The sequence below is a fragment of the Qipengyuania sp. S6317L1 genome (assembly GCF_023015615.1).
GTDB lineage: Bacteria > Pseudomonadota > Alphaproteobacteria > Sphingomonadales > Sphingomonadaceae > Erythrobacter.
This window is the reverse complement of record NZ_JALKAJ010000002.1, coordinates 704,982-720,115: the sequence shown is the minus strand read 5'-3', so window position 1 is coordinate 720,115 and position 15,134 is coordinate 704,982. Positions and strand designations below refer to the sequence as shown.

Below are 15,134 nucleotides of genomic sequence, written 5' to 3'. Positions count from 1 at the left end.
AGTGACGAGCCACTTCGTTCCTCCGTCCGGCTAACGAAAAAAGCGATCTGTCTTATTTATGGATCCAATGAAAAGGCCCCCGGCGTTCACACGCCGAGGGCCTCCAGCGACCCAGTCAATGGATAAGCCGGGGGGTGGCTATCCAATGCGGGCTTTCTCGTCTCGAGCCGCCTTGCGGCGACCCCTTAGAAACGGCCCCTAGAACCGTCCGGCGTTCATTACCTTGGTGAAGGCGGCGACGAAGTCGTTCACGAACTTTTCTTCGTTACCGCGTTCCGCGTACACTTCGGCCTGGGCGCGAAGCTGTGAGTTGGAGCCGAATATAAGGTCAGTTCTCGTTCCGCGAAACTTCTCAGCGCCAGTTTTTCGGTCTGTACCCACATATTCTTCATCGCCTGATTCATCGACCGGAGCCCATTTGGTGCCCATGTCGAGAAGGTTCGTGAAGAAGTCGGTGGTGAGTTGGCCGACGCGGTCTGTGAAAACGCCATGCGGACGATTGCCCGAATTGGCACCAAGGACACGCAATCCACCGACCAGAACGGTAAGCTCCGGCAGCGACAGGCCAAGCAAGTGCGCCTTGTCGATGAGCATGTCTTCGGTTTTCACGTTGGCCTTGGTCTTGAGATAGTTGCGGAAACCATCGGCAAATGGCTCCAGCGGCTCAAAGCTTTCGGCATCGGTCATTTCGTCGGTCGCATCGCCGCGACCGCCAGTGAACGGAACCGAAACCGGGAAACCGGCATCGCTTGCCGCTTTTTCGACCGCCGCATTACCGGCCAGAACAATCGCATCGGCCATCGAGATCGAACCGCGAAGCTCGTCGATCTTGGAAAGAACCTTTGCCAGTTCGTCCGGATCGTTGGCCTCCCAATCCTTTTGCGGTGCGAGACGCACGCGCGCGCCGTTCGTGCCGCCACGGTGATCGGAATTGCGATAGGTCGAGGCGCTAGCCCAGGCCGCTTTCACAAGTTCGCTGACCGAAAGGCCGCTGTCCATAATGGCCGCCTTGAACGCGCTCGCATCGCTATCCGAAGGCGCGGTGCCTTCTGGAACCGGGTCCTGCCAGATCAGGTCTTCTTCTGGGACTTCCGGCCCCTGATAGCGGACCTTTGGCCCCATATCGCGGTGGCAAAGCTTGAACCATGCACGGGCAAACGCGTCGTCAAGCTCTTCCGGGTTCTCATGGAAACGCTCGGAAATCTTGCGATAATCCGGGTCCATCTTGAGAGCCATATCGGCAGTCGTCATCATGGTCGGGACCTTCTTGCTCGGGGCCCGCGCATCAGGCGCCATGTCCTCTTCCGACTGGTTGATCGGCTGCCACTGCTGTGCGCCAGCGGGGCTCTGCACAAGCTCATAGTCATATTTGAACAAAAGACGGAAGTAGTCGTGGCTCCACGAGGTCGGGTTGTTCGACCATGCACCCTCGATGCCCGAAGTGGTGATGTGGCCTTTGCCGATCTCTTCTTCATCATTCAACCAGCCAAAGCCCATGAGATGCAGGGCCTCGCTTTCAGGGGCGCCGCCGAAGGTGTCCGATGGCTGTGCACCGTGCGCCTTGCCAAAGGCGTGACCGCCAGCGGTAAGGGCGACGGTTTCCTCGTCGTTCATCGCCATGCGTGCAAATGTTTCGCGCATGTCGCGTGCGGATTGCAGGGGATCGGGATTGCCGCCCGGACCCTCCGGATTGACGTAGATAAGACCCATCTGGATCGCAGCCAGCGGGTTTTCGAGCGCCTTGCCTTCGTCAGGGATGATGCGGGTTTCGACGCCTTCGTCGACCCATTGCTCTTCCGTGCCCCAATAGACCATCTCAGGTTCGAACACATCGGACCGGCCGCCGCCAAATCCGAACACGGGGCCGCCCATGCTTTCAATCGCGACATTGCCTGCAAGGATATAAAGGTCGGCCCAGCTGATGCCTTTGCCGTATTTCTGCTTGATCGGCCAAAGCAGGCGGCGTGCCTTGTCGAGGTTGCCGTTATCAGGCCAGCTGTTGAGCGGGGCAAAGCGTTGCTGACCGCTGCCTGCACCGCCGCGGCCATCGCCCGTGCGATACGTGCCCGCTGCGTGCCATGCCATGCGGATGAGGAAGGGACCATAGTGACCATAGTCGGCTGGCCACCAGTCCTGGCTGTCCGTCATCAACGCCTTGAGGTCTTCTTTCAGAGCGTTGTAGTCAATCGCATTGAAGGCGGCGACATAATCGAAGTCCTCGCCGTAGGGGTTGGCGCTTTTGCCCTGCTCGGTCAGAATTGAAAGGTCGGTCGCCTCCGGCCACCAATCCTTGTTCTGACGGCCCAGAAGCGTGCGTGCGCCGCCATCGCCGTGGAAGGGGCAGCCGCTCATTTCACCTGTCTTCACATCCATGTCTTTTCTCCTCTCAAATCGAACCGAGCTGCCCGTCGCAAGGGAGGGACAGCCAATGGTCGATACAATGATGCAGAAGTTGTGTGCGGTCCAAACGATTAATGCGTCGAGATTGATCGTAAAATGCGATGAAGCGAAGCGGTGTTCGACAAAGCCGATCCATCGCACGAAAATGCTCGCGCGAAATTGCGTTGATCAGGCCTTGAGAAAAAGTGGGACCGGAAGCCGCATTTGGAGGGGGAGGGGTGTGCGACTTCCGGTCCCGTAAACCCGGTAATGCCCCGGTATGCAGGGCGCGGGGGTTAGGTGTAAGCGGACAACCGGCTTTAAGGGGGGAGGGGTGCCGGTTGCCACTTACAAGGGGACGGGTTGGAACCCGGTGATTGGCAGATGGTGATCGCGCCGCTGAAACAAAGCAGATTAAACCGATTACGATGATCGGAAAAACTGATTGTCGAACCGCCCGGCAACACGCCGTTGCCGGTTATCAGCCTATTGCGAAGGCGTGTAAGATCGCTTTGCCTCGCGAAAGCTGACCAGCTCGCGCTTTTTCTCGTCCCACAAGGTCAGGATAAACATGCGCGGCGTCTGACGCGGGGTGATACGATTGATTTCGCCCAATTCCGGATAGGCTTTGAGCACGGCGGGCAGGCGATAGAACGGAATGCGGCTCATCAGATGGTGCACATGATGCACGCCGATATTGCCCGTGAACCAGCGCAGCACTGCTGGCATGTCCAGATGGGTGCTGCCTTTCAAAGCGTGCTCGTGAAATTCCCATTCTTCGCGCGTGTCCCAATGGGTCTGCTCGAACTGGTGCTGCACATAGAAGAGCCACACGCCGGTCGAGGCCGAAATCAACAGGACGGGCAGGAAAACCGCCAAGGTGACGCCAATTCCGAAGATGTAGGCAAGAACGCCAAGGATGATTGCGGTTACCAGATTGGTGGCAAGCGCGCTCACCCAATAACGCGTGCCTTCGCGCATCAAGCCGATGGGAAGTCGGTGGCGCAGCAAAAAGAGGTATGCTGGTCCCAGCCCCAGCAGCGTCACCGGATGGCGGTAAAGGCGATAGAACAGCCGGCCCATTTTGCCGCGCTCCATATATTCGCGCACCGTCAGCGTATCGACATCGCCAAAGCCGCGCGCGTCAAGATTGCCGGTCGAGGCATGGTGCAGCGCATGGCTGCGCCGCCAGCAATCATACGGGGTGAGCGTCAGCACTCCGATAGCGCGGCCAACCCAGTTATTGGTGTGGCGGTTTTTCCAGAACGCCTCATGCCCGCAATCATGCTGAATGATGAAGAGGCGCAGCAGGAGGAGTCCTGCTATGGGCGCGAGCAAAAGCGCTGCCCAATACCCCGCCTCCACCGCGAAGAGCATCACGGTGAACAGGGCGACGAACGGCACAAGAGTTGATGCCAATTCCCACCCGCTGCGGCTCAGCCGAGGCGTGCGAAACCGCGCAAGCTTGCGCGCCAGGTCGCGGGGGTCGTCGGGATTTATGCGCTCTTTTGGCGCAGAGAGGGGGGTATCCATGTTGGGTGTTGTGTCCAAGATATTGTGCCGGTGCGCAAGAGGTTTTGTGCCTGTGCCCGCCACCGTGTCTGAGCGCGCCATTTCTGCGCTAACGCTTACCCCACCTGCGCGCGGTGCAGAAGCTTCTGATCCGCCAGCACCAGCGCCATCATCGCCTCGACCACAGGCGCGCCGCGGATGCCGACGCAGGGGTCGTGACGGCCTTTGGTGCGGACCTGCGTTGCCTCACCATCCGACGTGATCGAGTCCACGGGGGTAAGGATTGACGAAGTCGGCTTGAACGCCACGCGGCACACCACGGGTTGTCCGGTTGAAATGCCGCCAGCCGTGCCGCCTGCGTGATTGCTGGCATAGACGGGTTTGCCATCTGCGCCGGGGCTCATCGCATCAGCGTTTTGTTCGCCGGTCAGGCGCGCAGCCTCGAAACCATCGCCGATCTCTATGCCCTTGGTCGCGTTGATGGTCATCATTGCGGCGGCCAGTTCGCTGTCCAGCTTTGCATAGATCGGCGCGCCCCAACCTGCGGGGACACCTTCGGCAACACATTCGACAATTGCGCCCAATGATGAGCCACTTTTGCGCGCATTATCGACCAATTCTTCCCACCGTCTCGCGGCCCAACTGTCGGGGCAGAAAAATGGGTTTTTCCCGATTTCCTCAAAATTGATTGCATCGCGCTCGATCGCATCGCCGCCAAGCTCCGAGAGGAAAGCGGTGATTGTCACCTCGGGGATCACTTTACGCGCCACCGCCCCAGCCGCCACGCGTGCCGCAGTCTCTCTCGCGCTCGACCGCCCGCCTCCGCGATAATCGCGGATGCCGTATTTGGCGTCATAAGTGTAATCCGCGTGACCTGGACGATAGGCCTTGGCGATCTCGGAATAATCTTTTGAGCGTTGATCGGTGTTCTCGATCATAAGGTGGATCGGCGTGCCCGTGGTCACCTGAACGCCTTCATCATTGGTGAAGACGCCCGACATGATGCGCACCTGATCCGCCTCTTGGCGCTGCGTCGTATATTTGCTCTGCCCCGGACGGCGCGCGTCCATAAAGGGCTGAATATCCTTCTCGGTGAGCGGAATATTCGGCGGGCAGCCGTCAATCACCGCGCCAAGACCCGGCCCGTGGCTTTCTCCCCAAGTGGTAAAGCGGAAGACCCGCCCGAAGGTGTTGTAGCTCATGAGCAAAAGCCAATAACGGGTGCGCTCTGTTTGTCGAGAGTTTCAAATGCGCAAAACGGCGAGTTGGCTCTGGCGAAAGACGCACGTTTCCTTCAAGAACAAACCATGATTGCAAAGCTATCTGGCAGGCTGGACTCCATCGGCGAGGATTGGGCCATCGTTGATGTCCAAGGGGTGGGCTATCTCGTCCATTGCTCAGCGCGCACGCTGAGCGCGCTGGGCGAAGTGGGCGAGGGGTGCACCATCCACACTGACATGCAGGTGTCCGAAAACGATATGCGCCTGCTGGGCTTTGCCGAGAGTGCAGAGCGCGACTGGTTCCGTTTGTTGACGCAGGTTCAGGGCGTAGGCTCCAAAGTGGGCCTCGCAATCCTCTCCGCGCTCTCCACCGGAGAACTGCGCGATGCCTGCGCGGCAGGTGACGCCGCAAGCGTTGCGCGCGCCAATGGCGTGGGGCCGAAACTGGCGGGGCGGATCGTCAACGAGCTGAAAGACAAGGCCGGCGCGCTTCCGGGCGGCGGAATGGCCGGCGTTCCCGCCAGCGCCATCAGTGCGGCCGGCAGCGCAAGCGCCGATGCGGTGAGCGCGCTCGAAAACCTCGGCTTCAAGCCTGCAATTGCTGCCCAAGCGGTGGCGAAGGCTCAGGCGGAACTGGGCGAAGACGCTCCCGAGGGCGACCTCATTCGAGTGGCATTGAAGAAGGCGGCTTCATGAGAAATTTGGTTGCACCAGTCTTGGCACTGCTCGCCGTTTCACCAGCAATGGCGCAGCAGGCATCTCGCGATGCTTTTGCCACAGGCCCCGTGTTCGAGGATTTCGGCCCTCATGCGCCGGTCGAAACAGCCGAGCCTCTCCCGAGCTTCTCTCGGTTCGAGATCGCGTTCGACGTTGCGGCGGCGGCTGAAAAGGGTGCTCGCAATCGCGGCTTTGACAGCGCGGCTCGCTTTATGAACATGCACGTCGCTGCGGGCGTGCCAGAGGACCGGATCAGTCTGGTCGTGGTGGTGCACGGCACTGCAGCGGGGGACCTCGTGACAGGCAAAGGCAACGGGTCTGAAGCGATGGTGCGAGCCATGCTCGAACGCGGCGTACGCTTTATCATTTGTGGACAGAGCATGGCTGCAAGAGGGGTCAATCCCGAGGAGCTAATCGACGGCGTCGAAACACAGCTCTCCGCCATGACCGCCCATGCGCTGCTTCAGCAGCAAGGCTACACGGTGAACCCGTTTTGAGCGATCTCGACCCACCCATCCACTCTGGCGACGCGCAGCCCGGCGATCCGGATACCGCCCTGCGCCCGAAACGCCTGGCCGAATTTATCGGTCAGGAGGGGGCAAAGGATAATCTGTCCGTCTTCATCGCCAGCGCAAAAGCGCGCGGGGAAGCTATGGATCATACGCTGTTCCACGGTCCCCCTGGCCTCGGAAAAACCACTCTGGCTCAGATCGTTGCAGGCGAATTGGGCGTAGGTTTTCGCGCCACTTCCGGCCCCGTGATTGCCAAGGCTGGCGACCTTGCCGCGCTCCTCACCAATCTCGAACCTCACGACGTGCTCTTCATCGACGAGATCCACCGATTGAACCCGGTGGTGGAGGAGGTTCTCTACCCCGCGATGGAGGACCGCGCGCTCGATATTATCATCGGGGAGGGGCCGTCTGCACGCAGTGTTCGCATCGACTTGCCGCCCTTTACCCTGATCGGCGCGACCACTCGCCAAGGGTTGCTGACAACGCCATTGCGCGACCGTTTCGGCATCCCCGTGCGCCTGCAATTCTACACCCATGACGAGCTTGACCTTGTGGTCACGCGGGCGGCGAACCTTCTGGGTCTTAATATAGACTCCGCGGGCGCGCGCGAGATTGCGCGGCGTTCACGCGGCACGCCCCGGGTTGCAGGACGCCTCCTGCGGCGTGTGCGCGACTTCGCGCAAGTGGCCGGCGAAAGCACTGTCACCCGCAAGATTGCCGACGATGCTCTTACCCGGCTCGAGATCGACCGGCTGGGTCTGGATGCGATGGACAGGCGGTATCTCACCATGATCGCGACCACGTATAAAGGCGGCCCCGTGGGGGCAGCCGCGCTTACCGCAGGGCTCGCAGAGCAGCGCGATACGGTTGAGGAAGTGATCGAACCCTACCTCATCCAGCTGGGTCTTATCGCGCGCACGGAGCGTGGGCGTATGCTTAACGATGCGGGCTGGGAGCACCTCGAAATGGCCAAACCGATTCTCGACGGGGGCGCGGGCAAGCAGGGGTCGCAAAGCAGCCTGTTTGATGAAAATGACTAATTTTTGAACGTTTTTAAGTGTCAAAACGGGACAGTCACCGCGAAACACGGCCCCTTTCGCACGCTAACGCCCCGTTAACAGCCTTCCGACATGGTTAACCGCATTGCAGTGAACGCAATTTCAAGATCATCTGACCATAGCCAAAACTGAAAGCGCGCATTGGGCGCGCCTACAGGTTAGAAAACTAAGGTCCGGTCTATGTCGATCAAAATGGTATCAGCTAAACTCGCGGCAACAGTCGCTGGAGTTGCGCTTCTGCAGGGTGGGGCGGTTCGCATGGCCGAGCCGATGAGCACCGCCTCGCCCGCGTTCGCTTCGGAGATGAAGGGCGAACCGGTTGATTCCAAGGCTCTGCCGGTTGCCGAACCGCGTTATGTCAAAACACAAGGGGTGGTTGGCGAACCGCGCTATGTGAAGACCGATCGCGATCGCATCATCACCGAACCCGATCGTCGTCGCCGCATTGTCGAGCGCACGATTGAGTGTGAACCAGTTCGAGGCGGATATCGTCCATTGGACGCCCGCGGTGTTGTCGCGGACGCTGGCCCTGTTCCGGCAGGCGCGGTTGAAGCCTATTACAACGACGAGGAATGCCCGCCGATTGCGCAGGTCGCCTATGCACCGGCGCCTCTGCCACCCTTGCCGCCGATTCGCGGCGGCGGTGGAGGCTACGCCGGCCCGGTTTCCGTAGGCGGCGGTTTTGGCGGCGGTTTTGGTGGAGGCTTCTTCGGCGGCTTCTTCGGTGGCAGCGGCGGCGGTGGCGGCGTTGGCGATATCATCATCGACAACAGCACCACCTCCTCAAGCGGTGGTTCGGGCGGTTCGAGCACAAGCACCAGCGGCGGCAGCACGAGCACTGGCGGTTCAAGCTCCAGCACTTCAGGTGATGTGAGCACGTCAGGTGGCACAAGTTCGGGCGGAACCCCGACGAGCACAACGACCACGACGACCACCACGACATCAGGCAACGTCTCAAGCAGCACCTCGGGCAACGTTTCGAGCACGACGTCCGGCAATGTGTCCAGCAGCACCTCGGGCAATGTGTCGAGCACGACCTCGGGCAATGTCTCAAGCACTTCGTCGACCACGTCTGGTAATGTGTCGAGTTCGACAACCTCGGGTAACGTGTCGAGCACTTCGACCACTTCGGGCAATGTGTCGAGCACGACCAGCACCACATCGGGTAACGTATCAAGCACCAGCACCTCGACGACTTCCGGCAATGTATCGAGCACGAGCACGACCTCGGGCAACATTTCCAGCACGTCAGGCAATGTGTCGAGCACCAGCACGGGTGGCGGTTCTTCGTCGAGCTCCAGCTCTTCGTCTTCAAGCAGCTCTTCCTCGAGCAGCTCGTCTTCTTCGGGCGGCTCGACCACTTCGACTTCAAGCGGCGGTTCCGGTTCGTCCGGTTCAAGCTCTTCAGGCGGAAGTTCTTCGTCATCGAGCTCCAGCTCGAGTTCCAGCAGCTCCTCGTCGTCCAGCGGCGGCTCGGGCGGCAGCAATGGCGGTGACCCACATCCGGGCGGTTCGACTACGGGCGGTTCAAGCTCGTCGTCTTCTTCAAGCTCGTCGTCCTCCAGCTCTTCGTCATCAAGCGGCGGTTCGAACGGTGGTTCCGGCGGCAGCAATGGTGGTTCATCAAGCTCGTCATCGAGCGGCAGCTCAAGCTCTTCAAGCAGCAGTTCGGGCGGCTCCAACGGTGGGTCGAACGGCGGTTCCAATGGCGGCTCGTCTTCGAGCTCCAGTTCCTCATCGAGCTCAAGCAGTTCGTCTTCGTCTAGCGGCGGCAGCAATGGCGGCTCGAACGGTGGCTCCAACGGGGGCTCGTCAAGCTCCTCCTCAAGCGGCAGTTCCAGTTCGTCGAGCAGCAGTTCGGGCGGATCGAACGGTGGATCGAATGGCGGTTCCAACGGGGGTTCGTCGTCCAGCTCAAGCTCGTCTTCGAGCAGCAGTTCGGGCTCATCGAGCACCTCGGGCGTTGGCGCAACGACATCGACCTCGACCAGCGGTTCGTCTTCTAGCTCGAGCTCTTCATCAAGCACCGGGTCCAGCACGGGGTCGAGCACCGGCTCATCGTCCAGCTCATCGAGCAGCAGCTCCTCATCCTCGTCCAGTTCGTCAAGTGGCGGCACGACATCGACCAGCGGCGGCACCGATGTGCCAGCGCCGCCGATGATGATCCTCTTCGGCCTGGCGGCAGGTGCGATCCTCTCGCGCCGTGCCTTCGGTGCGAAGGCGGTCAAGGGCGCTGTGGGCGCGAAAGTCTAAGTCTTCCCCTCAAGACGGGGTGGCAAAAAGAAGGGCGGCTTCCCGATTGCGGGAGCCGCCCTTTTCTTTACGCTTGCGCGGGAGTGCCGGGGCTAAAGCCTAGGCAAATTCATAGCCGAAAGGCGAACGGTCCGGGGCATCATCGCTGTTGCCATCGCTTGGCGTGCAGGCCGAGAGCGTCAGAAGTGCGATGAAGCCAAGACCGAAACGTTTCACCATTTCCCGCGTGTCCTTCTACGCTGCGAGTTTGCGAAGCACGTAATGCAGAATGCCGCCATTGCGGTAATACTCCATTTCGTTCTCGGTATCGATACGGCAAAGAGCGGTGAAGGTAAACTTGGTCCCGTCATCGCGCGTCGCGTCAACCTCGACCTCTTGGCCCGGTTTCAGATCGGCAAGTCCCTTAATCGAGAAGGTCGTATCCGCATTGATAGCGAGCGTTTCTCGCGTGTCGCCTTCCTTGAACTGGAGCGGAAGGACGCCCATGCCCACGAGGTTCGAGCGGTGGATACGCTCATAGCTTTCAACGATTACGGCGCGAACGCCCAGAAGGATGGTGCCTTTAGCCGCCCAATCGCGCGATGAACCGGTGCCATATTCCTTGCCGCCCACCACGATCAGCTGCGTGCCATCTTCCTTGTGGCGCATCGCTGCATCGAAAATCGGCATCCGTTCGCCCTTGTAGGTCGTCTCGCCGCCTTCAACGCCGGGGACCATTTCGTTCCTGATGCGGATATTGGCGAAAGTGCCGCGCATCATCACATTGTGATTGCCGCGCCTCGAACCATAGGAGTTGAAGTCCTTTTTCGAGACCTGATTGCTCTTCAGATATTCGCCTGCGGGACTGTCTTCCTTGATCGCGCCGGCAGGAGAGATGTGGTCCGTGGTCACGCTATCGCCAAGAATGGCAAGCGGCTTTGCATCGACAATATCGAGGATTGGCGCCGGCGTCATTTCCATGCCCTCGAAATAGGGCGGATTGGCGATATAGGTCGATCCTGCGCGCCATTGATAGGTGTCTGACGGCTCGACCATCATCGCCTGCCAGTGTTCGTCGCCTTGCTCCACATTGGCATAGCGTGCCTCGAACATCGAGCGGTCGATATTGGCCGCACGGTGTTCTGCGATTTCGGCGTTGGAAGGCCAGATGTCAGCAAGCATCACGTCATTGCCGTTCTGGTCCTGGCCAATCGGCGTTTCGGTGATGTCCTGTGTCACCGTACCTTTGAGCGCATAAGCAACCACCAAAGGAGGCGAGGCAAGGAAGTTTGCACGCACATCCTGCGATACGCGCCCTTCAAAGTTGCGGTTGCCCGAAAGAACGCTGGCCGCAACGATATCGTTGTTGTTAATCGCTTCGCTGATCGGGGGCGCAAGCGGGCCCGAGTTACCGATGCAGGTCGTGCAGCCATAACCCACAAGATCAAATCCGATCGCATCAAGATGATCCTGAAGCCCTGATTTTTCAAGGTAATCGGTCACCACCTGAGAGCCAGGCGCAAGCGAGGTTTTGACCCACGGTTTGGGGCGAAGGCCGAGTTCGTTCGCTTTCTTCGCGACAAGACCGGCTGCAATCATCACATCGGGGTTCGATGTGTTGGTGCAACTGGTGATTGCTGCGATCACGACATCGCCATCGCCGATATCGTGGTCGGAAAGCGAAACATCCACACGGACGGGCTCGCTCTTGGAATAAACCTTGGCCAAGTCTTCGTTGAAGAGTTCATCCACCATCGGCAGAGTCACGCGGTCCTGCGGGCGCTTTGGTCCGGCAAGGCTGGGCACAACGGCGCTCACGTCAAGTTCAAGCGTCTTGGAGAAGACAGGCTCGTTTGCCGGATCGAACCACATCCCTTGCGCCTTGGCGTAAGCTTCAACCAGAGCGATGGTTTCTTCTGGCCGGCCGGTCAGGCGCATGTAATCGATGGTCTTGTCGTCGATCCCGAAAAAGCCGACGGTCGCGCCATATTCTGGCGCCATGTTGGCAATCGTTGCGCGGTCGGCGAGGGTCAGATTGGCGACACCTTCGCCGTAGAATTCCACGAAGCTGCCAACAACGCCGACTTCGCGAAGCATTTGAACGCAGGTCAGGACAAGGTCGGTCGCGGTCACGCCCTCGGCCATTTTGCCGGTAAGCTTGAAGCCCACGACTTTCGGGATGAGCATCGAGATCGGCTGGCCCAGCATCGCTGCTTCTGCCTCGATACCGCCAACACCCCAACCAAGAACGCCAAGGCCGTTGATCATGGTGGTGTGGCTGTCTGTACCAACGCATGTGTCGGGATAGGCGATGTGCTCGCCATTTTCATCCTGGCTCGTCCAGACGCCTTGGGCGATATGTTCAAGGTTCACCTGGTGGCAAATGCCGGTGCCCGGAGGAACAGCGGAGAAATTCTCAAAGCTTTCAGCGCCCCATTTGAGGAAGTCATAACGCTCCGCGTTGCGCTCATATTCGAGCGCCATATTGGCTTCCATCGCTTGCGGGTGGCCGAATTCATCGACCATGACCGAGTGGTCAATGACCAGGTTCACGGGCACTTGCGGGTTGATCTTGTCGGTGTCACCGCCCAGGCTCTTGATAGCATCGCGCATGGCAGCCAGATCGACCACGCAAGGCACACCGGTGAAATCCTGAAGCAGAACACGGCCAGGGCGATATTGGATTTCGCCGCCTGTATCAGGGTTCTTCTGCCAATCGACCAGCGCCTGAATATCTTCGCGTCCGACGGTAAACCCGTCGTCCTCAAACCGCAGAAGGTTCTCAAGCAGCACTTTCATCGAGATCGGGAGACGCGAGATATCGCCCAATTGTTCGCTTGCTTTATCAAGCGAATAGTAAGCGAAAGTTTTGCCGCCCACATCAAATGTCGCACGGGTGGAGAGGCTGTCTTTTCCGGTGGCTGTCATCTGCGTTGATCCCCTGGTCTTTGTTACGTTTGAAAATGGGTAGAAGGCGTCCTTTCTTCAAGGACATCTCTATGGGGCAAAAGTTCCAAATTTAAGCGGTTAGGCCGGGGCCTTGGCCGCTTTAGCTCTGCGGGTCGTCAGCAGGCAGCCTGCGACAATCAGCCCGGTGCCTGCGAGAGTTGGCCATGTTACCGTCTCCTGGAAAAAGAGCCAGCCCAGCGCGCTAGCCCACAGGAACCCTGAATATTCGATCGGCACCAGCACCTGCGCCTCGGCGCGCGCATAGGCCCAGGCGAGCGCCATCGCTCCGCAAACGGTGAGGAGGCCCGCTGCAATGAGGGGCCCCCATGCGGCTTGTTCGAGGGGCGTTGCGAAAAACGGGGCCGCGACAAGGAAAATCAGTCCGCCAACACCCGAATGGAAGGTTGCAATTTCCAGCGGCCCGGCCGCTTGCGACTGCTTTCGAATGACGATGAAATTGTAAGCGTAAAGCATCGCTGAAAACAGCACTGCGCCAATGCCAAGCATCGCATCACGATCAAAATCACCCTGACCCATTTTGCCGCTGACAATCACGATCGTCCCGGCAAAGCCCAGAAGGCTGGCAAAAATTGCGGCTGGCTGGATAACTTCGCCCAGCAAAACCCGGGCAAGATAAAGTGCGATCAGAGGCGCGATGAAGCTGATAGCGATGGCTTCTGCCAAAGGCAGTTTGGTGATCGAATAAAAGAATGAAAGCGCCATGACCGCGCTGATCGCGCCGCGTTCCAGATGCAGTTTCATCGCTGCGCGCGACGGCCAGCCCTGCCATCGCCACAACCAGAAAGGCGCAATGATTACAAGGCCGACAAGCGAGCGCGCCATCGTCGCTGTATATGTGCCGGTGAGGAGCGCTGCCTCCTTCATGAAGGCGTCCATCGACGACAGAAACGCAATGCCCAGCGCGGCAGCAGCAATCGGCAAGAACCGGGAAGAGGGGGAATCGCTGTCCATGACAAGGCGGATGTCTAATCGGCCCCCGCTGTTTCGTCACGCACAAGAGGCTCTTCTTCGGGCAATTCATCGCGAGGTAAGCTGCCATGTTGGATAGACACGACAAGAAAGCCGATATATTTATGTCGGCGGGGCTAGGATCATGCTCGATTTGAGCACACAATTTTGGAAAGACACGATGAGCAAGCGCTTTGGGATTATTGCAGGGCTGGTTGCAGGCACGAGCGTGCTCGCAACCGGCTTGGTGCCGAACGGTGCGGCGGCGCAGGGGCAAGTGACCGGACAGCGTGCTGCCGATGCGCCAGCTGAAGCGGTAGAAACTCCAGCGGATGCAAAGTTTGACGAAGCTTTCCCGCAAATGGTGTCTGAACCACTCGTCCAAGGCGATCTGGCGCCTCCCGGGCCGATGGTGGAAAGCTGGGACGGCGAAAAGGTCGCTGCGCTTATCGAAGTGATCGAGGGTATCGCGGCAGAAGGCCTCAATCCCGGCGATTACGACGCGGCTGGTCTTCGTAACCTTGCAGCGCAAGGCCCGTCCGAGGCGCTCGACAGCCTCGCGTCGAAAACCTTCGTCTGGCTGGTTGAGGACCTGCGCGATGGCCGCACCCCGGCAGAGGCGCGGGTGCAGTGGTTTGTCGTTGATCCTGATCGCAATCGCCTGCGTTCACGCGATCTTCTGGCCCAAGCGGTTTCAAGCGGCGATATCGCCGGCACTCTCGAAGAACTCAATCCAACCCACCCCGACTATGCGGCTTTGAAGGCAGAGCTTGCCGCGACCCCGATGGAACAAACCGCCAAGCGCAAGCTTATCCGCGCCAATATGGACCGCTGGCGCTGGCTCGCGCGCGATCTGGGGCGGCAATATCTCATCACCAATGTACCCGAATATCAATTGCGCCTGACGGTCGCTGACAAGATCATCAGCACTTACCGCACTGTTGTTGGTAAGCCCGGCCGCACTGCAACCCCGCAATTGGCGGAAACGGTTTCAGGCGTGGTGTTCAATCCGACCTGGACCGTCCCGCAATCCATCGTGAAGGGCGAAGGTCTGGGCGCACGTGTGCTCGGCAATCCAGCGTGGGCGCGAAGCAAAGGCTATGTCGCGACCAAGGGCGCCAACGGTTATGTCAGCGTGGTGCAGCAACCCGGCCCCACCAATTCGCTTGGCCGGATGAAGCTGGAGATGCCCAACCGCCACGCAATCTTTTTCCACGACACGCCGTCGCGCCATTTGTTCAACAACGATATGCGCGCGCTTTCACACGGCTGTATCCGCACAGAGCGCGCTTTGGAGCTGGCGATCACCATGGCGATCCTTGGCAAAGGTGCATCGAAGGAAGAGGCGGTCGAAATCGCAACCTCCGGCAAATACACCAAGGTCGAGAACAAGCGCCCATGGGAGGCTTATATCACCTACTTCACCATGGGGGTCGATATTGACGGTAACCTGCGCCAGTTTGACGACATTTATGGCCGCGACGCACCGGTTCTGGCGAGCCTCGACAAGCCGCGCGTGCAGAACCGCTCAGGTGAAAGCGATGACGAGGTTATCGTGATTGAGGATGATCCTCGCGCGGGGTAAC

The 15,134-nt window shown here is 59.5% G+C and carries 10 protein-coding genes; 4 read left to right on the top strand and 6 right to left on the bottom strand.

Features of this window, described 5'->3' with window-relative positions; translation table 11 throughout:
- Positions 1-198 precede the first annotated feature (198 nt).
- The 3 genes from katG to aroC form a co-directional block, all read right to left on the bottom strand.
- Entirely contained in the window at positions 199-2,373 is a 2,175-nt protein-coding gene (katG, locus tag MWU38_RS04760; RefSeq protein WP_247270675.1) for a catalase/peroxidase HPI, read from the bottom strand.
- Between the two features lie 492 nt (positions 2,374-2,865).
- Positions 2,866-3,912: a fatty acid desaturase gene (locus tag MWU38_RS04755; protein ID WP_247270674.1), complete on the bottom strand. Its 1,047-nt coding sequence runs from the start codon at positions 3,910-3,912 to the stop codon at positions 2,866-2,868.
- 95 nt (positions 3,913-4,007) lie between these two features.
- A complete protein-coding gene (gene aroC / locus MWU38_RS04750; RefSeq protein WP_247270673.1) occupies positions 4,008-5,093 on the bottom strand; it encodes a chorismate synthase in 1,086 nt (361 codons plus the stop codon).
- A gap of 105 nt (positions 5,094-5,198) precedes the next feature.
- Between aroC and ruvA the strand changes: the two genes are divergently transcribed.
- The 3 genes from ruvA to ruvB are packed head-to-tail and all read left to right on the top strand — an operon-like array spanning position 5,199 to position 7,380.
- A complete protein-coding gene (ruvA, locus tag MWU38_RS04745; RefSeq protein ID WP_247270672.1) occupies positions 5,199-5,807 on the top strand; it encodes a Holliday junction branch migration protein RuvA in 609 nt (202 codons plus the stop codon).
- On the top strand, positions 5,804-6,325 hold the full coding sequence (locus tag MWU38_RS04740) for a DsrE family protein (protein WP_247270671.1): 522 nt from the start codon (positions 5,804-5,806) through the stop codon (positions 6,323-6,325). Before ruvA ends, MWU38_RS04740 begins: the two co-directional genes overlap by 4 nt.
- Entirely contained in the window at positions 6,322-7,380 is a 1,059-nt protein-coding gene (gene ruvB / locus MWU38_RS04735) for a Holliday junction branch migration DNA helicase RuvB (RefSeq protein WP_247270670.1), read from the top strand. The genes MWU38_RS04740 and ruvB overlap by 4 nt, the downstream gene beginning before the upstream one ends.
- A gap of 668 nt (positions 7,381-8,048) precedes the next feature.
- Here the strand turns inward: ruvB and MWU38_RS04730 are convergent.
- The 3 genes from MWU38_RS04730 to MWU38_RS04720 form a co-directional block, all read right to left on the bottom strand.
- A complete protein-coding gene (locus MWU38_RS04730) occupies positions 8,049-9,626 on the bottom strand; it encodes a hypothetical protein (protein ID WP_247270669.1) in 1,578 nt (525 codons plus the stop codon).
- Positions 9,627-9,885: 259 nt separating this feature from the next.
- Complete coding sequence (acnA, locus tag MWU38_RS04725; RefSeq protein ID WP_247270668.1) at positions 9,886-12,558, bottom strand: aconitate hydratase AcnA; 2,673 nt, start codon at positions 12,556-12,558, stop codon at positions 9,886-9,888.
- Between the two features lie 99 nt (positions 12,559-12,657).
- Positions 12,658-13,551 (bottom strand): DMT family transporter, encoded by an 894-nt coding sequence (locus MWU38_RS04720; RefSeq protein WP_247270667.1) that lies wholly within the window; start codon positions 13,549-13,551, stop codon positions 12,658-12,660.
- 178 nt (positions 13,552-13,729) lie between these two features.
- On the opposite strand from MWU38_RS04720, the gene MWU38_RS04715 reads away from it, so the two are divergent.
- Positions 13,730-15,133, top strand: a complete 1,404-nt coding sequence (locus MWU38_RS04715) for a L,D-transpeptidase family protein (RefSeq protein WP_247270666.1) — start codon at positions 13,730-13,732, stop codon at positions 15,131-15,133.
- Position 15,134: the final 1 nt, after the last annotated feature.